The sequence below is a fragment of the Pantoea sp. X-Soil-ISGK-275 genome (genome assembly GCF_059730795.1).
In genome coordinates this window covers 221,068-241,054 of the sequence record NZ_AP035976.1, presented here as the reverse complement: position 1 = coordinate 241,054, position 19,987 = coordinate 221,068, and the positions used below count along the sequence as shown (strand labels likewise).

The 19,987-nt window shown below is 55.7% G+C and carries 18 protein-coding genes; 7 read left to right on the top strand and 11 right to left on the bottom strand.

Annotated features, from left to right (window positions below):
- Nucleotides 1-28: 28 nt before the first annotated feature.
- Both AC6I8A_RS01070 and udp read right to left on the bottom strand, forming a co-directional pair.
- On the bottom strand, nucleotides 29-1,300 hold the full coding sequence (locus AC6I8A_RS01070) for a tetratricopeptide repeat protein (protein WP_265301708.1): 1,272 nt from the start codon (nucleotides 1,298-1,300) through the stop codon (nucleotides 29-31).
- Between the two features lie 99 nt (nucleotides 1,301-1,399).
- Nucleotides 1,400-2,161, bottom strand: a complete 762-nt coding sequence (gene udp, locus AC6I8A_RS01065) for a uridine phosphorylase (protein WP_008105797.1) — start codon at nucleotides 2,159-2,161, stop codon at nucleotides 1,400-1,402.
- A 302-nt stretch (nucleotides 2,162-2,463) separates the two neighbouring features.
- On the opposite strand from udp, the gene AC6I8A_RS01060 reads away from it, so the two are divergent.
- Nucleotides 2,464-3,300, top strand: coding sequence for a dienelactone hydrolase family protein (locus AC6I8A_RS01060; protein WP_479490290.1), 837 nt, complete (start codon nucleotides 2,464-2,466; stop codon nucleotides 3,298-3,300).
- 41 nt (nucleotides 3,301-3,341) lie between these two features.
- Here AC6I8A_RS01060 and metE read toward each other — a convergent pair whose 3' ends face one another.
- Nucleotides 3,342-5,612 (bottom strand): 5-methyltetrahydropteroyltriglutamate--homocysteine S-methyltransferase, encoded by a 2,271-nt coding sequence (gene metE, locus AC6I8A_RS01055; RefSeq protein ID WP_479486462.1) that lies wholly within the window; start codon nucleotides 5,610-5,612, stop codon nucleotides 3,342-3,344.
- Nucleotides 5,613-5,747: 135 nt separating this feature from the next.
- Here metE and metR point away from each other — a divergent pair, with 135 nt between their 5' ends.
- Together metR and AC6I8A_RS01045 are read left to right on the top strand one after the other, a co-directional pair.
- On the top strand, nucleotides 5,748-6,680 hold the full coding sequence (metR, locus tag AC6I8A_RS01050) for an HTH-type transcriptional regulator MetR (protein ID WP_008105792.1): 933 nt from the start codon (nucleotides 5,748-5,750) through the stop codon (nucleotides 6,678-6,680).
- 93 nt (nucleotides 6,681-6,773) lie between these two features.
- Nucleotides 6,774-7,253, top strand: coding sequence for a YehS family protein (locus AC6I8A_RS01045; RefSeq protein ID WP_154194529.1), 480 nt, complete (start codon nucleotides 6,774-6,776; stop codon nucleotides 7,251-7,253).
- A gap of 133 nt (nucleotides 7,254-7,386) precedes the next feature.
- Here the strand turns inward: AC6I8A_RS01045 and AC6I8A_RS01040 are convergent, their stop codons facing one another.
- Nucleotides 7,387-8,256 carry a carboxylate/amino acid/amine transporter gene (locus AC6I8A_RS01040; RefSeq protein ID WP_256698057.1) on the bottom strand — a complete coding sequence of 290 codons (870 nt, stop codon included), beginning with the start codon at nucleotides 8,254-8,256 and terminating at the stop codon, nucleotides 7,387-7,389.
- 339 nt (nucleotides 8,257-8,595) lie between these two features.
- Between AC6I8A_RS01040 and glpT the strand changes: the two genes are divergently transcribed.
- Nucleotides 8,596-9,936 carry a glycerol-3-phosphate transporter gene (gene glpT / locus AC6I8A_RS01035; RefSeq protein WP_293795744.1) on the top strand — a complete coding sequence of 447 codons (1,341 nt, stop codon included), beginning with the start codon at nucleotides 8,596-8,598 and terminating at the stop codon, nucleotides 9,934-9,936.
- 33 nt (nucleotides 9,937-9,969) lie between these two features.
- Here the strand turns inward: glpT and yigL are convergent, their stop codons facing one another.
- Nucleotides 9,970-10,770: a sugar/pyridoxal phosphate phosphatase YigL gene (yigL, locus tag AC6I8A_RS01030; RefSeq protein ID WP_256698054.1), complete on the bottom strand. Its 801-nt coding sequence runs from the start codon at nucleotides 10,768-10,770 to the stop codon at nucleotides 9,970-9,972.
- A 37-nt stretch (nucleotides 10,771-10,807) separates the two neighbouring features.
- On the bottom strand, nucleotides 10,808-11,800 hold the full coding sequence (gene pldB, locus AC6I8A_RS01025) for a lysophospholipase L2 (RefSeq protein WP_497817892.1): 993 nt from the start codon (nucleotides 11,798-11,800) through the stop codon (nucleotides 10,808-10,810).
- 104 nt (nucleotides 11,801-11,904) lie between these two features.
- Here pldB and rhtB point away from each other — a divergent pair, with 104 nt between their 5' ends.
- Nucleotides 11,905-12,528, top strand: coding sequence for a homoserine/homoserine lactone efflux protein (gene rhtB / locus AC6I8A_RS01020; RefSeq protein ID WP_256698051.1), 624 nt, complete (start codon nucleotides 11,905-11,907; stop codon nucleotides 12,526-12,528).
- 137 nt (nucleotides 12,529-12,665) lie between these two features.
- On the opposite strand, the gene rhtC is transcribed toward rhtB, so the two are convergent.
- From rhtC to pldA, 3 genes are read right to left on the bottom strand one after another with little or no spacing between them, the layout of a single operon-like run.
- Entirely contained in the window at nucleotides 12,666-13,289 is a 624-nt protein-coding gene (rhtC, locus tag AC6I8A_RS01015) for a threonine export protein RhtC (RefSeq protein ID WP_008105783.1), read from the bottom strand.
- Between the two features lie 12 nt (nucleotides 13,290-13,301).
- Nucleotides 13,302-15,128, bottom strand: coding sequence for an ATP-dependent DNA helicase RecQ (gene recQ, locus AC6I8A_RS01010; RefSeq protein ID WP_101763748.1), 1,827 nt, complete (start codon nucleotides 15,126-15,128; stop codon nucleotides 13,302-13,304).
- A gap of 23 nt (nucleotides 15,129-15,151) precedes the next feature.
- The gene (pldA, locus tag AC6I8A_RS01005) at nucleotides 15,152-16,030 is read right to left on the bottom strand and encodes a phospholipase A (RefSeq protein ID WP_222185719.1); all 879 of its coding nucleotides are present in this window, start codon (nucleotides 16,028-16,030) and stop codon (nucleotides 15,152-15,154) included.
- Nucleotides 16,031-16,195: 165 nt separating this feature from the next.
- On the opposite strand from pldA, the gene AC6I8A_RS01000 reads away from it, so the two are divergent.
- Nucleotides 16,196-16,666 carry a thioesterase family protein gene (locus tag AC6I8A_RS01000; protein ID WP_008105780.1) on the top strand — a complete coding sequence of 157 codons (471 nt, stop codon included), beginning with the start codon at nucleotides 16,196-16,198 and terminating at the stop codon, nucleotides 16,664-16,666.
- Nucleotides 16,667-16,688: 22 nt separating this feature from the next.
- Complete coding sequence (gene rarD, locus AC6I8A_RS00995; RefSeq protein ID WP_265301692.1) at nucleotides 16,689-17,588, top strand: EamA family transporter RarD; 900 nt, start codon at nucleotides 16,689-16,691, stop codon at nucleotides 17,586-17,588.
- Here the strand turns inward: rarD and AC6I8A_RS00990 are convergent.
- The gene (locus tag AC6I8A_RS00990; RefSeq protein WP_265301690.1) at nucleotides 17,559-18,611 is read right to left on the bottom strand and encodes an AbrB family transcriptional regulator; all 1,053 of its coding nucleotides are present in this window, start codon (nucleotides 18,609-18,611) and stop codon (nucleotides 17,559-17,561) included. The two genes, rarD and AC6I8A_RS00990, sit on opposite strands and share 30 nt — an antisense overlap.
- Nucleotides 18,612-18,756: 145 nt before the next feature.
- A complete protein-coding gene (corA, locus tag AC6I8A_RS00985; protein ID WP_008105777.1) occupies nucleotides 18,757-19,710 on the bottom strand; it encodes a magnesium/cobalt transporter CorA in 954 nt (317 codons plus the stop codon).
- Nucleotides 19,711-19,987: the final 277 nt, after the last annotated feature.

The following is a 19,987-nucleotide window of genomic DNA, read 5'->3' as shown; positions in this document are numbered from 1 at the left end:
GTGTACTGTATGAATGTCCAGAAGAATGTTAAAGCGCTTTCACTGTCAGATCGCCCGCTTTCCACGCATCAATCAGGAAGAAGGGCATCGGCAACACCCATTCGGTTTCGCCGTGGATTTTGGCCGGATAAGTCCAGCTTTTCCCGTCGTAGGTGATCTCAACCTGCTGCCAACCGTTATCAGCATTTTCGACCTGGCCTGCCATGCTGGCAAAACCGGCGTTGCTGCCGACGTGGAAACTGTCGGTTTGCCAGCGAATCGGCTGATGCGCCGGCCACGGTTGTGCATGGTGGAAGCGGAAGATATCGTCATGATTCAATATGCTTTCGCGGACCGTTGGCCACAGCGCCACTTTGAGGAAGTACTGATCGGTGAAGCGTTCGCTGCCTTCATATTGCGCGATAAAGTCACGCATCTGCTGTTCAACATTGTGGAACACGCCGTGGCAGCCGCCCCACATGCCCGCCAGCAGCAACTCGGTATGCGAGAAGTAATCACGCATATGATGGAACCAGTAAGGCGAATCCAGCCAGGCTTCTACCGCCACCACTTCGCGCTCGGAGAGCAAGGAATCCGCGTCACGCACGATGTAGCGTTTGACGCTGGCATCATCCATCACCAGGAAACGCCACAGCGTTGGGAAAATGGTTTTCTCATGCGACATATCCACTAACTGGGTGTTTGGCTGCTTCAGGCGCTGCCAGACGTGTTGCGGCACGCTGTCGTCAAGATAGATGCGGCAAATCCAGTCGGGATAGAACTCGCGCGCTACTTCGATGTTTTTAATCAAGGTTTCGCAGTAGCGTGGCTGGCCGCCATACAGGCTAAAGGAGATGATATTTTCTGCGAGATTGTTGCGGTTGATCGGTGGCGGCACGTCAGAAGGGAATGCCACTTTCGCCCCTTTGCTGAAGGTCACATCGGAATTCTGCAGTGATTCGAGGCCGTAACGCGCCACCTCATCCTCTTTATTCAGCCAGCCACACACTTCCGTTAATCCATCCAGCCATGTTTCCGACGCCTGCGCGCGTTGCGCGGCCGGAGCTTGATAGATCTTCTGGTAAATTTTATAGGATTTTTTGTGCTCGCCCACACGCATCAGGGTTAACGCGTAGTCGCTCAGCACCTGCATATGATTGGGTAAGACGCGCAGCACTTCTTCACAGCACTGACGCGCAAGAGGATAGTTATTCGCCGCCATCGCCTGGCGAAATCTCGCTGCTGCACCTTCAACGCGTGATTGTGCAGTAGCGGGATTATTCATGAAATTGGGACGTGAGACAGAAACCATTTTGCGCATAAGAAATTTCTCAGTAGCTGCTGAAATTGCGCGCATTCTAATCAGGAAATAGCTGAAATCCTTATAAGCCTGGTCTCGAATTCATCCCTGACTGGCGCACTAAATTAAGCGACGCGCGGCTTCAACCACAATTTTCACCGCATCACTTTCGGTCTGTTTCATGGTTGCGGCATCCGGGATCTCTTTTTGCGTACGGTTCACGATGACGCCCGCCACCATGCCGGCACGCAGTCCCTGACTGGCGCACATGGTTAACAGTGTAGCGGATTCCATCTCATAGTTAAGGACGCCCATTTGCTGCCACTCTTCCATTGAACCCTGGAAGCGATTCACCACGCGGCCGGAGAAGGTATCGTACCGTTCCTGACCAGGATAGAAGGTGTCAGATGAGGCGGTAATACCGATGTGGGTTTTCGCACCGCACGCCTCTGCGGCTGCCACCAGCGCGGTGGTGCAGGTGAAATCAGCTACGGCCGGGAATTCCATCGGCGCAAAGTGCAGGCTGGCGCCGTCGAGACGCACCGATGCGGTGGTGACCAGCACATCGCCCACATTAATATGCGGCTGGATAGCGCCGGTAGTGCCAACGCGCAGGAAAGTGCGCACGCCAAGCTGGGCCAGCTCTTCAACCGCAATCGACGTTGAAGGTCCGCCGATACCGGTGGAGCACACCACAACCGGTTTGCCATCCACTTCGGCCAGATAGGTAGTGAATTCACGGTGTGAAGCCAGATGCTGTGGATTGTCCATCAGCGCGGCGATTTTCTTCACGCGCTCAGGATCGCCAGGCACGATGGCCAACGTGGCTCCTTTCAAATCAGCTTTGGTGATGCCAAGGTGGAAAACGTCAGACTGGGCCATAACAGACTCCTGATAATTGGGGATGTACGCGCCACTCTACGTCAGCAGGAGGCATAAATATGTGACTCAATTCACCATCGATAATGAAAATTACATTATAAGAAAAACATTATGTGACTTACATCACGCATTAGCGCTGTGCAATTCTGAATTGCTACAAGCGGTGCTGCGTAAGTGTTGGTGGCAATGTTAATAGAGAAGCAGCACACGTGAAAAAAATCCCTCTGCACCTTACGCCAGCCTTGCTTTACTTCGCCAGGCTATAGTTACGTGATTGCGCATTTGCTAGCACGGAGAGAACAATGAAAACCGAAGACAATATGGCACAAAAAACGGCACCCGGCGGCTTTGCACCGGCCGTTCAGCCCACCGCAAGCAGCACCATTATTACCAGCAGCGACGCCATTCATGCTGGCGAGACCTCGGTTCCAAGCCAGGGCGAAAATCTGCCTGCTTATTATGCCCGACCAAAAGAGTATCAAGGCACCTTGCCGGTGGTGTTGGTGGTGCAGGAGATTTTCGGCGTGCACGAGCATATCCGCGATGTCTGCCGCCGTCTGGCGCTGGAAGGTTATCTGGCGATCGCGCCCGAACTCTATTTTCGTGAAGGCGATCCCAACGATTACAACGATATTCCCACGCTGTTCAAAGAGCTAGTGAGCAAAGTTCCAGATTCGCAGGTGTTGTCCGATCTCGATCATGTGGCCAACTGGGCCACGCGCCACGATGGTGATATCCGTCGTCTGGCGATTACCGGTTTCTGCTGGGGCGGACGCATTAGCTGGCTGTTTGCCGCGCACAATCCCCAGGTCCGCGCAGCGGTGGCGTGGTATGGCCGCTTAGACGGTGAAAAGACGTTGAAGCAGCAGAAGCATCCGATTGATGTTGCGGTCGATTTAAATGCGCCGGTGCTGGGTCTTTACGGTGGTCAGGATGAGAGCATCCCACTGGAAAGCATTGATAAGATGCGTCAGGCGCTGCACGCCGCCAATGCCAAGGCAGAGATCGTGGTGTATCCGGATGCCGGACATGCTTTCAACGCGGATTATCGTGCCAGCTATCACGCCGATTCCGCCAAAGATGGCTGGCAACGCATGCTGGCGTGGTTCGCGCAGCATGGCGTGGCGCCGAACGCCTAATAAAAAGGGGCGCCTCTGCGCCCCCATCTCATTTACCGCGACTAAGCCGTTTCACCCCGCAGGTTTTGCGCCGCTTTGACCATATTCGCCAATGCCTGACGGGTTTCCGTCCAGCCCCGGGTTTTCAGGCCACAATCTGGATTCACCCACAAACGCGCTTCCGGAATGCTCTGCGCCGCTTTGCGCAGCAACTCTTCCATCCACTCCACGCTCGGCACGTTCGGTGAGTGAATGTCATACACGCCCGGACCGATTTCGTTGGGATAGTCGAACTCCTTGAAGGTATCCAGCAGATCCATATCGGAACGTGAGGTTTCGATGGTGATGACGTCCGCATCCAGCGCGGCAATCGAATCCATAATGTCATTGAACTCGCAATAACACATGTGGGTGTGAATCTGGGTGTCATCCTGCGCCACGGCGGCATTGAGACGGAATGCATCCACCGCCCAGGTCAAATACGCGGCCCAATCGGACTGATGCAGCGGCAGACCTTCGCGCAGTGCCGGTTCATCGATCTGAATAATGCCGATCCCGGCTTTTTCCAGATCTTCCACTTCATCACGCAGCGCCAGCGCAATCTGTTTGGCGATGGTTTCACGGCTCACATCTTCACGCGGGAATGACCAGCAGAGAATCGTTACCGGACCGGTCAGCATGCCTTTCACCGGCTTGTCGGTCAGCGACTGCGCGTACTTCGCCCACTCAACGGTGATGGCTTGTGGACGGCTCACGTCGCCGATGATGATCGGGGGTTTAACGCAGCGTGAACCGTAGCTCTGAACCCAGCCGTTTTGGGTGAACACGAAGCCGTCGAGGTTCTCGCCGAAGTATTCCACCATGTCGTTACGTTCTGCTTCTCCGTGCACCAGCACATCGAGGCCCAAACGTTCCTGCTCAACAATCGCCTGTTTGATGTGTTCGGCGATGCCGGTACGGTAGTTACCGCCATCAATGTTGCCTTTTTTAAAGTCGAGACGTAGGCCGCGAATTTCGGTAGTTTGCGGGAATGAACCGATGGTGGTGGTCGGCCATGCTGGCAGGTTGAAGCGGTTACGCTGCGCTTTGGCACGTTCTGTGTAGTTACTGGTACGTTCAACATCTTTGGCCTGGATTTTCGCCAGACGCTCGCCGACTGCGGCATTATGCACGCGCGTGGAGTTGGCACGCGCACGAATCGGTGCGCTCCACTCCACCAGCGAAGTGGCATCGTTGTTGTTCAGCGCCTGACTCAGCAGTGCAAGCTCCGCACACTTCTGCAGGGCAAAGGCGAACCAGCTTTTCACCTCTTCATCGAGGCGCGTTTCCACGCTGAGATCGATTGGGCTGTGCAGCAGCGAACAAGATGATCCGATCCACAATTGTTGACGCTGGCCCACCAGCGGCTGCAGACGTTCAAACCAGCTGCTGAGATCCGCGCGCCACACGTTACGGCCGTTGATCACGCCGACAGAAAGCAGCCAATCTGCCGGGATCTGCCCATTAAGCTGCTGGATATCGTCTTTGCCGTGCACCAGGTCAACGTGCAAGCCTTGCACCGGCAGCGCTTTGATCACGTCGAGGTTCTGGCCGATGCTGTCGAAATAGGTGGTGAGCAGCAGTTTGCTTTCACCCTGCAGCGCGTCGTAAGCCGGTTTGTATGCATCGCGCCACGCCTGCGGCAATTCCAGCGCCAGTGCAGGTTCGTCGATTTGTACCCATTCGATGCCGCGTTTTTTCAGTTCCGCCAGCACCTGTTGGTAAACCGGAAGAATGTCTTTGAGCAATGACAGGCGATCGAAAGGCACACCTTTCACTTTACCCAGCCACAGATAGGTAACCGGGCCGAGTAGCACCGGTTTAATCTTGTGGCCGAGCGCCAGCGCTTCGTCGACTTCATCCAGCAGTTGGGTCCAGGTCAGTTTGAACTGCTGGCCTTGCGTGAATTCCGGCACCATATAGTGATAGTTGGTGTTGAACCATTTAGTCATTTCCGCCGCTGCCGCCGGTGTACCGCTTGGTGCGCGGCCACGACCAAGACGGAACAGCGTGTCGAGATCAACGGATCCATCTTTGTTCTGGTGGCGTGCGGGCACGTTACCCAGCAGCAGGCTGGTTGTCAGCACGTGATCGTACCAGGCAAAATCACCGACCGGCAACAGATCGACTCCCGCCTCTTTCTGCTGTTGCCAGTGACGGGCGCGCAGTTCGCGCCCCACCGCCAGCAGCTCTTCCTGTGAGCTTTTACCTGCCCAGTAGCTTTCCTGTGCTTTTTTCAATTCACGACGCAATCCAACGCGAGGGAAACCGAGAGTGTGGTTCAGAATGGTCATTTTCTGTTCTCCAGATATTCTTAACTGAGTAGGGTGCAGAGATGTTTAGCCGTCCAGATGTTTACACCGCCATAATCTGCGGGTACTGTATGTTCCTCAAGCGCAATTTGTTCAATCTCGATGTGAAGGATTCTCATGATCGAACTCAAACACCTGCGGACGCTGCAGGCGTTACGGAACACCGGCTCGTTAGCCGCCGCCGCCTCACAGCTTCATCAGACGCAATCGGCGTTGTCTCACCAGTTCAGCGATCTGGAGCAGCGGCTGGGCTTTCGTCTGTTTGTGCGCAAAAGCCAGCCGCTGCGTTTTACGCCGCAGGGAGAGATTTTGCTGCAGTTGGCCGAGCAGGTTTTGCCGCAGATTCAACAGGCTTTGCAGGCGTGTCATGAGCCGCATCAGGCCACGTTGCGTATCGCCATTGAGTGTCACAGCTGTATTCAGTGGCTGACGCCTGCGCTGAATAATTTCCGCCAGAGCTGGCCGCAGGTAGTGATGGATTTCAAATCCGGTGTGACCTTTGATCCGCAACCCGCATTGCAGCAGGGCGAGTTGGATGTGGTGTTGACCTCCGATATTCTGCCGCGCAGCGGATTGTTCTATTCACCGATGTTCGATTTTGAAGTGCGTTTGGTGATGGCACCGGATCATCCATTGGCGCAGCTTGAGCATATTTCCCCGGAAGATATGGCCGATGAGGTATTGATGATCTATCCGGTTCAGCGTCAGCGTTTAGATGTGTGGCGCCATTTCCTGCAGCCTGCGGGCGTAAGCCCGGCTTTGAAGAGCGTGGACAATACGCTGTTACTGATTCAAATGGTGTCGGCACGCATGGGCATCGCCGCGCTGCCACATTGGGTGGTCGAGAATTTTGAGCAGCAAGGTTTGGTGGTGACCAAGACTTTGGGTGATGGCCTGTGGAGCCGCCTGTATGCCGCCGTACGCGAAGGCGAGCAGCGTCAGCCGGTGATGGAAGCCTTTGTGCGGTTTGCCCGTCAGCACGCCTGTGAACATCTGCCCTTCGTGCGCGATGCCGCGCGTCCCGGCTCACTGCAAACCCTCTCATCCTGATGTTGTTGGGCGGCGAAGGTCGCCCGCGCTGTTATCCCTGTCCCGCCTGCTCTATAATGCGCCGCCTCAACCCGCGACCAAGAGAGTTTCACCATGATGAGTAACGATGTTCTGCGCAGCGTGCGCTATATGCTTGATTTGAGCGATAGCAAAGTGGTGGAGATTTTTGCCTTAGCGGGGAGTGAAGTGCCGCTGGAAGACGTGCAGGCGTGGATGAAGAAGGATGACGATGCTGCGTTTCGTAAGCTGCCGGATGTGTTGATGGGTTATTTCCTCAACGGTCTGATTTTTTACCGTCGCGGTAAGAGTGAAGATGCGCCCGCGCCTTCGATTGAGCGCCGCATGAATAACAACATTTTCATGAAGAAATTGCGTATCGCGTTTGAGCTGAAGACCACCGATATCCCGGATGTGCTGCTGAAAGCGAACTTTAAGATTTCACAGGCTGAGGTTGGCGCGATTTTCCGCAATCCAGACCATAAGAATTTCCGCGAATGCGGTGACCAGATTCTGCGTAATTTCCTGAAAGGTTTGACGATGATTCATCGTCCCGGTCCGGCTAAGAAAGCGTAATCGCTTCTTTGTTCGAGCCGGGTCAGGGATAGCGCGGCAGATCGCAAAGAGTAACCACTTCCCTGTGGATCAGCCTCGCCATCCATGGCTCGGATGCTTTGCTTCTCTGCCGCGCTATCCCCTCCCTTTCGGCCTAGGCGTGGCTTTTGGTGGTCTTGCCGAGCACCCAGCGTTTATGTACGTACAGGGATGCAAAAATCACGGCGGCACCGGCGATAAAACTTGGCCAATGCGGTTTCTCCTGCCAGATCGCCAGATTCACCAGCAAGCCAGCAGGCACATGCATGTTGTTCATAATACCCAACGTGCCAGCATCCACCTGCGTCGCACCGTAGTTCCACATGAAGTAGCCCAATCCTGAAGCCGCCACGCCCAGCCACACCAGAATGCCCCACTGCAGCGAGGTGGTGGGCAGTTTGTTCGGATTGCCCCACAAGCTCCACGCGATTACCGCGATGATCACTGCGCCCAGATAGAACCACGAAAACGCGGTGTGCTGCGGCATCGGACGGGTTTCCTGCAGACGCTTGTAGCCCACCATGCCGATGGCGAAGCAGATATTTGCCGCCTGCACCAGCAGCAAGCCGAACCAGAAATGATCGCTGACTTTGTCGTAACGAATAATCGCCGCACCAATGACCGCCAGCAATGCGCTGAAAGCATAGCCGATACGCAGCGGACGTCGGCTGAGCAAATCGTAGATCAGCGTGACGTACAGCGGCGTCATCACAGTGAACAGCAGGAATTCGGTCACGCTCAGATAGAGATAGGCTTCAAAGCTCAGCAGGTACATGATGCCGAGCTGCAGCATGCCCACCAGCATATACAGCAGGATGGTGGAAGCACGATATCCGCGCCAGCGCAGGAACGGCAAGAAGACGATGGCGGCGAGCGCCAGACGCATTAACACAGAGAACCAGGAATCCACCTGACCTGCGAGGTATTCCCCGATTAAACTGAAGGAAAAAGCCCACAGAATGGTGGTAACGATCAGTAACGGCACGGTAACGATCTCAAAATGAACAGTGGCGTTAGTGTAAACAAACTGTCGCGATTGGCGTGAACTATCTGGTTTACGATTGTACAAAATGACGACAATTAGTTTTAACTGATCGCCTATTCGCCTGGATAAAAATGCGCGAAATACAACATTTCCTGGTTTTTATCGCTCTCTAATGTCATAAAACTGTAACATATGTGTCACATGTCACAGTAACCGCGCGTGACCATCACTATCCTTTGCGCGAAATGGAAACTTCGCTTTTCCATTTTTAACGTCTGTTGCTTTTGCCCCAACCTGCTGGGAATCCATAACTATATTGCGCCCTGGAGGGCCACACTCATGTTGAGTATCTTCAAACCTGCACCGCATCGCCCGCAAGTGGCCGATGATCGTGTCGATCCACTCTATCGTCGCCTGCGCTGGCAAATTTTCCTGGGAATATTTTTTGGCTATGCCGCCTACTATTTGGTGCGTAAGAACTTTGCGCTGGCGATGCCTTATCTGGTGGAACAAGGTTTTTCGCGCGGCGATCTCGGCTTTGCGCTCTCGGGCATTTCCATCGCTTACGGATTCTCAAAATTCATTATGGGTTCGGTATCGGACCGCTCGAATCCACGCGTATTTTTGCCCGCCGGATTAATTCTCGCTGCGGCGGTGATGCTGGTGATGGGGTTCGTGCCGTGGGCCACCTCCAGCATCATGGTGATGTTTGTGCTGCTGTTCCTGTGCGGTTGGTTCCAGGGCATGGGCTGGCCGCCGTGCGGGCGTACCATGGTGCACTGGTGGTCGCAGAAAGAGCGCGGCGGAATCGTATCGGTGTGGAACTGCGCGCATAACGTCGGTGGCGGTATTCCTCCGCTGCTGTTCCTGCTTGGCATGGCGTGGTTTAACGACTGGAAAGCCGCGCTGTATATGCCGGCGTTTGGCGCCATTCTCATCGCCATTATCGCCTTTGCCTTGATGCGCGACACGCCGCAATCCTGCGGTTTGCCGCCAATTGAAGCGTGGAAGAATGATTATCCGCCGGATTACAACGAGGAGCACGAGCAGGAGCTGACGGCGAAGCAGATTTTCATGCAGTACATTCTGCCCAATAAGCTGCTGTGGTACATCGCACTGGCGAACGTGTTTGTGTACCTGCTGCGTTACGGCATTCTCGACTGGTCGCCGACCTACCTGAAAGAGGTGAAGCACTTCACACTGGATAAATCCTCGTGGGCCTACTTCTTCTATGAATATGCCGGTATTCCCGGCACGCTGCTGTGCGGCTGGATGTCGGACAAAGTGTTCCGCGGCAACCGTGGCGCAACCGGCGTGTTCTTTATGACGCTGGTGACCATCGCCACCGTGGTGTACTGGCTGAACCCGCCAGGCAATCCAGGCATCGACATGCTGTGCATGATTGTGATCGGCTTCCTGATTTACGGTCCGGTGATGTTGATTGGCTTGCACGCGCTGGAGCTGGCGCCGAAAAAAGCGGCCGGAACGGCAGCGGGCTTTACCGGGCTGTTTGGCTATCTCGGCGGATCGGTAGCGGCCAGTGCCATTGTCGGTTATACCGTGGATTACTTCGGCTGGGACGGCGGATTTATTGTGATGATTGGCGGATCGGTGCTGGCGGTAATTCTGCTGCTGCTCACCATGGTCAGTGAACATAAGCACAAGAAACAGCTGGAATAACCAGAACGGGCCGGTGATAACCGGCCCATTTTTTTAGGCGAGGAACAATTTACGCAGCGTGTGCGGTACGGCGTCATCCGCGTTGCTGCCAATCACGTCCAGCGTCGGCAAGGTATCTTTCAGGCGCTGCTGTGCATTACGCATGATGCAGCCTTTGCCTGACATGCTGAGCATCTCCACATCATTCATGCCGTCGCCGAAGGCTATGCACGCTTTCAGCGAGTGGCCGAGCTGCTTCGCTACCGCTTCCAGCGCGTGACCTTTGGAAACGCCGCCCGCCATCACTTCCAGGCACGTTGGCAACGAGAAGCTGACATTCACGCGATCGCCCCAGCGCGCTTCAATCGCCTGCTCCATTGGAACCAGGCGCTCCGGATCTTCGCAGGTGAAGAACACTTTGCTGATGCCGTCGGTCGGCAGCATGCCCGGCTGGTAAACCTGATAGTTAAATACCGATTCGCGGAAATAGTCCTGCTCATCTGGGCGATGACGGCTCATGAACCACTCATCGTCGCGATAAACGTGCGTCAGGATGTGCTCGTCATGATATTGCAGGCCATACAAATCGCTGGCGATGTCGGCGTCGAGGTTGTGGCTGAACACCAGCTCACCCTCGGCGTTGTGCACGCGCGCACCATTAGACGTGATCATGTAAGCCGGAATACCGAGCTTATCGCGCATCTGTCCGACGTCGATATAGTGACGGCCGGTGGCAAAAACAAAGTGGATGTCTCGCGCCACCAGTTCCTGCAGCGTAGTGCGAGCGAACGGCGTCAGGCGGTGATCCGGAGAGAGCAGCGTGCCATCCAGGTCGGATGCGACGATGTGATACATGTAAACCTCGGGTGTTGATATCGGAAAGTAAAATTGATTAAGCGTGGCGTTCAAAGAAATCGACCACCGCGTTTAACGCTTCGGCACGCATCGCGTCTGTTTCAAACAGGATCTCATGACGCGCTCCTTTGATCACATACGGCGCGTTGCCCGCGCAGGGATGTCCTGCTTCGGCCATCGCCGTACAAAAGAGATTTTGTGAGCGGTTATCCACCACATCATCTTCACTGGCTTGCAGCAGCAAGGTCGGCGTGGTGATGTTCGCCACCTGATTGAAGATGTCGCGCCCGGCCTGCACGCCTTCGCGCACCCAGTGATAAGTGGGACCACCAACGCGAAGCGCCGGATCGTCGGCGTAAAAACGCAGGTTGCGGCGATAGCGTTCACGGCTGTGCGTCAGGCGGTTGATGCCAAACGGATTGGCGCGCCAGCGCCCGGTGCCCAATGCGTAGCCCTCACGCAGCGCGGGCAGTTTTTCGGTCCAGTCCAGAATGCGGTGCGCCATCCAGTCCGGTAGCGGCAGCACAATGCCAAACATCGGCGCGGAGAATACCGCAGCATGAAACGCCTGCGGTTGACGCGCCAGAAACAGCGCTAAAATCGCGCCGCCCATCGAGTGAGCCAGCACGTAGCGCTGTTGATAATGGTTGCTGACTATCTCTTTCAGATACAGCGTTTCCAGATCGTCAACGTAGTCGCCAAATTCCACCACATGGCCGCGATGCGAATCTTCCAGCAGACGTTCAGATCGTCCCTGACCGCGATGGTCGAGGATCACCACATCGTAGCCGCACATAAACAGGTCGTAAGCCAGTTCAGGATACTTGATATAGCTCTCAATGCGGCCAGGCACGACCAGAATGACACGACGATGTTGCGGTGAGGTGAAACGAACGTAGCGAATCTTCAGGTTGCCGACACCGGTGAATTCACTTTCTTCACGGCGACGCCAGAAGTCGAGCAGCGGACCGGTAGCAAAGGCCGAAAAGCCTCGCTCACGTCCGAGCCAACTCTGTTTATGCTGCTGCATCCGTCCCCCTGAAAAAAACGTGATTCGCGCGCCCGTGCTGCGTAGCGTGCGGCGATTTTCTGTCGTATTGTGTCACACTTCGCTAACTTCAGGGAATGTCACACATGACCATTGAATGGTGGTTAACGTACCTGCTGACCACAACTATCCTCAGCCTTTCACCCGGTTCCGGTGCGATTAACACCATGAGTACCGGTATTAGCCACGGTTATCGCGGCGCGGTTGCATCGATTACCGGCTTGCAGCTTGGCCTGGCGATTCATATTGTGCTGGTCGGCGCCGGTTTGGGTGCGCTGTTTTCCCAATCGATTCTGGCGTTTGAAGTCCTGAAGTGGGCTGGCGCAGCCTATCTGGTGTGGCTGGGCATTCAGCAGTGGCGCTCAGCGGGCGGTATCGATCTCGACGCCGTTGCCAAAGCCATGCCGCGTCGCCGCCTGTTTAAGCGTGCCTTGTTGGTGAACCTCACCAACCCGAAAAGCATCGTGTTTCTTGCCGCGCTGTTCCCGCAGTTTATTCAGCCGCACCAGCCGCAGCTGATGCAATATCTGGTGCTCGGCGTGACCACCATTGTGGTCGATATCATCGTGATGATTGGTTACGCCACGCTGGCAACGCGTATCGCCGGCTGGATTAAAGGACCGAAGCAGATGAAGCTGCTGAACCGCACCTTTGGTGGATTGTTTATGGCGGTGGGCGCGCTGTTAGCCAGCGCCCGCAGAATGGCGTAAAAGAAAGCCGCAGCCAATTCAAAGCCGTCGGTGGCGCAGCCAGTTCGGTGCCGGCCAGCGCGCAGCCCCCGGAGCGTACACGTAGTACGTGAGGAGGGCGAGCACTGCCCGGTGCCGAAATGGCAAGTAAACCAGGCTTAGCGCGAAATAATCAGATGAATGCCAAAACCCGCGAATAACACGCCCGCCATACCATCCACCCACTTCGCCATCCGCTGATACTTATCACGCATCCACGGCATAGCGAAAATCGCCGCCACCAGCGTAAACCACGCGAACGTCTCACCGATAATCAGCAGGAACAAACCCCAGCGCTCCATCGCGCCGACGTCGTTGCCAACAAACAGTGAGAACACGCTACCGAAGTAGATGATCGCTTTTGGGTTCGACAGGTTAGTCAGGAAACCTTTCAGGAAGCTCATGCCTCTTTTCGGCAGCTCCACCACCGGCGCTTCCGATTGCGGCTGCTTGTGACGTTGACGCGCTGAACGCATTAGCTGCCAGCCCATCCACAGCAGATACAAGCCGCCGCCAACCATAATGATTTCATGCAGCCAGGCCATTTTTTCCAGGATCAGATGCAGGCCCATCAGCGCCACACCGGCCCAAATCACAATGCCCAACGTAATGCCCAAAACGCCCATCATCGCCTCTTTGCGCGAGCGGCTCGCCGCCGTTTGCGACACAAAGAAGAAGTCCGGGCCGGGACTCATCAGCGCAACCAAATGCACCAGCGCGACGGTGGCGAATAACATCAGCATGAATTTTTTCCTTTAACCTTCATCAACATGTTCTTTGATCATCACCAGGAACGGCTTACCAAAACGCTCCAGTTTGCGATGACCGACGCCGTTCACGCTGAGCATTTCTGACGCGCTAATCGGCATTTGTTCTGCCATTTCAATCAGCGTGGCATCGTTAAACACCACGTACGGCGGAATATTCTCTTCATCGGCAATCGCTTTGCGCAGCTTACGCAGCTTGGCAAACAGCTGGCGATCGTAATTGCCGCTGTGCACCTTCGGCGAACTGCTGCCGCGCGTTTTCACCGTCACGATACGCGGCACCGCCAGCATCAGCGGCACTTCCGCACGTAATACCGGACGCGCCGCTTCGGTGAGTTGCAGCGCCGAATGCATGGCGATGTTTTGCGTTACCATCCCGAGGTGGATCAGCTGACGCAGCACACTGATCCAGTGTTCGTGGCTGTGCTCGCGGCCTAAGCCGTACACCGGCAGTTTGTCGTGGCCGTTGTCGCGAATGCGCTGATTACTGGCGCCGCGCAAAACTTCAACAATATAGCCCATTCCAAAGCGTTGGCCGGTACGATAGATGCTCGACAGCGCCTTTTGCGCCTCCAGCAAACCGTCGTAGCGACGCGGCGGATCGAGGCAGATATCGCAGTTATCGCACTGCTGCTGGCGACCTTCGCCGAAATAGTTCAGCAACACCAGACGACGACAGGTTTGCGCTTCAGCAAACGCGCCCATCGCATTGAGCTTGTGGCGTTCAATATCCTGCAACGGGCCAGGCACTTTCTCTTCCAGACATTTACGCAACCACGCCATGTCGGCCGGATCGTAAAGCATCATCGCTTCGGCAGGCAGGCCATCGCGCCCGGCGCGGCCGGTTTCCTGATAATAGGATTCGATGTTGCGCGGAATATCGAAGTGCACCACAAAGCGCACGTTGGGTTTGTTAATGCCCATCCCGAACGCCACGGTAGCGACCACAATTTGCAGATCGTCACGCTGGAAGGCTTCCTGCACGCTGGCACGCTGCGCGCTATCAATGCCGGCGTGATACGCGCCAACGCTCAAACCACGGCTCTGCAGGCGCGCGGCGGTGTCTTCCACTTTGGCGCGGCTGTTACAGTAAATGATGCCGCTTTTGCCGCGCTGATCCTGCACATAACGCAGAAGTTGCTCAGTGGGTTTGAATTTCTCCACCAGCGTGTAGCGAATATTGGGGCGGTCAAAGCTGCTGATTTGAATCAGCGGATCGTCCATCTGCAGCAGATGGACGATATCGTTACGCGTGGTTTCATCGGCGGTGGCGGTCAATGCCATGACCGGCAAATCAGGGAAGTGCTGACGCAGCTGGCCGATCGAGCCATATTCCGGACGGAAATCGTGGCCCCACTGCGAAATACAGTGCGCTTCATCCACCGCCAGCATCACCGGATTCCACTGGTGCAGGCTGTCGAGGAAATTGTCCATCATCAGACGTTCAGGCGCGATATACAGCAGCTTGAGCTTGCCGGTACGACAATCCGCAAACACCTGCTGCTGCTGCTCACGCGTCTGCGTCGAGTTGAGGCACGCTGCAGCCACGCCGTTGGCCAGCAGCTGATCGACCTGATCTTTCATCAGTGAAATCAGCGGTGAAACCACCAGCGTCAGCCCTTCGCGCACCAGCGCCGGGATTTGATAGCACAGCGATTTGCCGCCGCCAGTCGGCATCACCACCAGACAATCGCGTCCTGACAGGGCGGTTTCGATGATGTTTTGCTGACCTGGGCGGAACTGCTGATAGCCGAAGGTATCTTGTAATACCTGCTGCGCCAGCATTTCCTGATTAAGCACTGCCGATGTTGCCACGGTAATCCTGTCTTTGTTGCGGGTTAGAACAGATCGTTGAGCGTCACGCCCACGCCGAAGCGCGTCTGGCGATGGTTATAGTCGATCAACGATTCACCATAACCGCTGAACACCTGCGTGTAAAAGCGCACATGTTCAGAGATTGGGTAGCTCCAGGCGAAAGTTGCACCGCCGAAGCCGCTGTTCCAGTTGTAGTTACCTTCCACGCTGAAAATGTTCTCGCCCATCATATAGCCGAGCTTGGCGCGGTAGTAACCCATGTATTTGGTGATGTCCGGGTTATCGTCATTGCTTTCACTTTCTGGCAGACGATACCAAGGTTTGATCTCCGCGAGCAGATTGCCGTTCTGCGCCATGAAGCGCGCGTAAACGCGGTTCCAGCTGCGCGAAGTTGGCTCGCTGCGGCCGTTCGACTGATGCACTAAGCCAGTTTCCACATCGCGTAAAGTCCAGCCTGCGAAGGTGTAATCGGTGGCCCAGCCGAGGAAAATCTGTGGCTCATAATCGGTTTCACGGAACGGTGATGACGCACCACGGTTCGAGAGCTGCCACCACGAGCGCTGAGTATAGGACGCCGCCAGCACCGAGTTATCGCCTAAAATGCCGCGCCATAGCGGAAACGCCAGGCTGAGCTGGAATTTTACTTCATCATTTTTAGCTTTGTCTGCCCAGTTGTACGAAGAGATCGCCTCTTTGTTCATGTCGGTGGTGTAGGTGTAGAGCAGATAGTTGTTTTCGTAAGGATAAAGTACGAACGGGTTATCGTGTTTCTCCAGCAGGTTAGCGATAATGCTGCCCTTCACTGCCGGTGCATCATGAACCTCTTTTATCGTGGCTTCTTCAGCCTGCACCAGGCCAGGAAGGATCAGCGCCGCGGCCAGCAAGGCGTAATGCTTACGCATAGAATTCTCCAGAGAACTGCGTGTCGTAATCGTCAAGTGACGGTTCAAAAAGCAGGCCATTCTACACGCAAAACCTGCGGTTGATCAGCGCCGATTTCCGAAACTGGAAAGCGGCTCGAACGCGGCATAATATACACAACTCGTTAACATTTTAAGGCAGGAATTATGTCATCCCCGTTGCTGACACAGCAGGAAGCGCGCCGTCTGATTGGCGAAATTTTTGTTTATCACATGCCCTTCAATCAGGCGCTCGGATTAGAGCTGGATCGACTGGAAGCGGATTACGCCGAACTCGGCTTCGCCAATAAAACCATGCTGGTCGGCAACGCGGCGCAGCAGATTTTGCATGGCGGCGTCATCGCCTCGGTACTGGATGTCGCCGCCGGGCTAGTGTGTGTCAGCTATGCGCTGACGCGACAGGAGAGCATTACCGAGGAAGAACTGCGTCAGCGCCTGTCCCGCATGGGCACCATCGATATGCGCGTTGACTATCTGCGCCCTGGCCGCGGCGAGCGCTTTATCGCCACCAGCAGCCTGCTGCGCGGCGGCAACAAAGTTGCCGTGGCGCGCGTGGAGTTACATAACCAGCAAGGCGATTACATCGCTACCGCTACCGCCACCTACATGATTGGCTAATCAGTACTTTTGGAATGACATGATGGATTCGCAACAAACTCGCCAGGGTATTGGCTACGCGCTCGGCGCTTACTTTATTTGGGGCATCGCGCCCGCCTACTTCAAGCTGGTCAAAGCGGTGCCCGCCACCGAAATTATGACGCATCGTGTGATTTGGTCCGCGCTGTTTATGCTGCTGCTGATCACCCTGACGCGTAGCTGGGCGCAGGTACGTAGCGTGCTGGCGCAGCCGAAAAAGGTGCTGCTGCTGGCGCTGACCGCCGTGACCATTGGCGGCAACTGGCTGCTGTTTATCTGGGCGGTGAACAATCAGCACATGCTGGAAGCTAGCCTCGGCTACTTTATCAACCCGCTAATTAACGTGGTGTTTGGCATGCTGTTCCTGCGTGAACGCTTCCGCCGCTTGCAGTGGCTGGCGGTATTGCTGGCGACAACCGGCGTGCTGGTGCAGTTGTGGCAGTTTGGATCGCTGCCGATTATCGGCCTTGGCCTGGCGCTGAGTTTTGCGTTGTACGGTTTGGTGCGCAAAAAGATTCAGGTCGATGCGCAGAGCGGCATGCTGATCGAGACGTTGTGGCTGTTTCCGCTGGCGGCAATTTACCTGTTTGGCTTTGCCGACAGCGCCACCAGTCATCTCAGCGCCAACGCTATGAGCCTTAATCTCAAGCTGGTCGCGGCGGGCATTATCACCACCATTCCGCTGATGCTGTTTGCGGCCGCCTGCGCGCGTCTGCGCTTATCGACTGTCGGCTTCTTCCAGTATCTCGGCCCGACACTGATGTTCCTGCTGGCGATACTGTTCTACGGCGAGAGCCTGACGCCGGATAAAATGGTGACCTTCGGCTTTATCTGGCTGGCGCTCGCCGTGTTCATTATTGATGCGGTCGCGTTCTCAGCTCGGGCGCGCATGCGCATAGCGTGAAATAAAACGCGCCAGCGCCGGGCCGGTGAGCAAGATGGTGAACAGACGCAGCGTCTGCAGCGCCATGACAAATGCCATATCGACCCGCGTGCCGGCCGCAATAATCGCCACGGTATCCAGCCCGCCCGGGCTGGTTGCCAGATAGGCGGTCATCAGATCGACGTGCAAAACGCGTGTCAGCATCCAGGCTAATCCGCCGCACAGCAGCATTAAACCGAAAATCGACAGCAACATTTGCGGCAGCGTTCGCAGCGCCAGCTTGAAAATCGGCCGGGTGAAACGCAATCCCACGCTCCAGCCAATCAACGCATAAGCCAGCGCCAGCAACCATTCTGGCACCTGCAAGGTCGCTACATCGGTGCCGTGCAGCACCGCGCCAATCAGCGCCGGCAGCAGCAAAGCACCGGAAGGAATGCGCAGCTTCTGGCCGAGCCACGCACCGGCGAACATCACTAGCAATGTCAGCAGAAAGCTGCTGTGCAGCGCGGGAAACCACACCAGTTCAGCCGCACCGCCGTTGGTGCCGAGGCCAATGCGCGCCACCACGGCAGCAGCGGTGGCGACAAACAGCACGCGCAAATACTGCATAAACGCCACCAGCCGCACATCTGCCCCGAAATCACCGGCCATCGCCACCATCGCCGAAGCGCCGCCGGGCGATGATCCCCAAGCGCCAGTTGGGCCAGGCAAATTACTAAAGCGCACCAAAAGAAAACCGGACAAGCCGCTGGCCGCTAACGTCAGCAGCAGCACCGCCAGCACCACCGGCCAATCCTGGATCAGTGGTGTGAGAATGCCCGGCGATAAAGTCTGGCCGATCATGCAGCCGAGCACCGCTTGTGCCAGCACGAAGAGGCGTTTATCGATGCGCACGGTGGCGCCGGACAAACCCATTGCGGTGCCGACGATCATTGGGCCAAGCAGCAATGCCGCAGGAAGGTGAAACAGCTGGAGGATCATCCCCAGCACTAACGAAGCAATCAGCAGAAGTGTCCATTGCAGTCGCAATGAGAAGCGCGCCATAGGAGAGAATCAGATAGTGAGCAGAGCCAACAGGTTACGCAGAAAATTGAAGTTTATCTACCAGGTCGCCATAAATGGCGACCCTACGTTTGTCATGAGCGGTTTTGTAGGGTCGTCATTCATGACGACCTGGACTTGAGAACGGTTACAACCAGTTCTTGCGTTTGAAATAGAGGTACGGCGCAAGGCCGGCGAGGATCATCAGGCTAATCGCGCCCGGATAACCAAAGCTCCATTTCAGCTCTGGCATAAACTCGAAGTTCATGCCGTAGCTTGATGCCACCAGCGTTGGCGGCAGGAACACCACCGATACCACCGAGAAGATCTTGATGATGCGGTTCTGCTCGATGTTAATGAAGCCCATCGCCGCCTGCATCAGGAAGTTAACCTTCTGAAACAGCGATTCGTTATGCGGCAGCAGTGATTCGATATCGCGCAGGATTTCACGCGCCTGCTCCAGCTGGTTGCCCGGCAGACGCGCTTTGCGCACCAGGAAGTTGAGGGCGCGCTGGGTATCCATCAGACACAAACGCACTTTCCAGCCGATATCTTCCAGCTCTGCCAGACGTGACAGCGCCTGGTCGTACTCTTCGCCCTGCTGGCCTTCCATGATCACGCGGCTGAGTTTCTCCAGCGCGCTATAGATGTTCTCGATTTCATCCGCCAGCTGTTCGATTTTGGTCTCAAACAGATCCAGCAACAGTTCATAGGCGTTGCCATCAGTCAGCATCTGGTTGCGCGCACGCATGCGATAGAGACGGAAAGCCGGCAGCTCGCGTTCGCGCAGCGTATACAGTCGATCTTCGCGGATGGTGAATGCCACGGTGGAGTTACCCGCGTGGTCTTCGGCATCTTCAAAGAAGAAGAAGGAGTGAATGTGCAGGCCGTCTTCGTCTTCGAAGAAACGCGCCGAGGCTTCGATGTCTTCCAGCTCCGGACGCGTTGCCAGGCTCTGGCCGAGCTCGCACTGCACACGATCGCGTTCGCTGTCGTCGGGTTCGATCAGATCGACCCAAACAGACGTGTTGAGTTTGTCGTTGTCTTCTTCCAGCTCGATGCGCGTCAGGCGATTACGATCGAGTTTAAATGCGCTCAGCATAGCAATAACTCCCCATTTTTCGGAATGGGACAAGGCGGTGACCACTGTAGATTACGGGCACGGCGAAGCCTGAACACGGAAACTTTCGCTTCAAGGGTAAATCAGTGCTAACTCACGCGACGAGAGTAAAAAAGGGAGGTCGCTGATAACCGCTAAGGCTACCAGCTAAAAGAGGTAACCTTAGGAGTTCCTGTTAAACAGGTGATTGAGCCAGCATCGACTGGGCGCGTCCAAGGCATTGTCCTCTCATGATAATAGTGCGCGCATGTTACGCTGA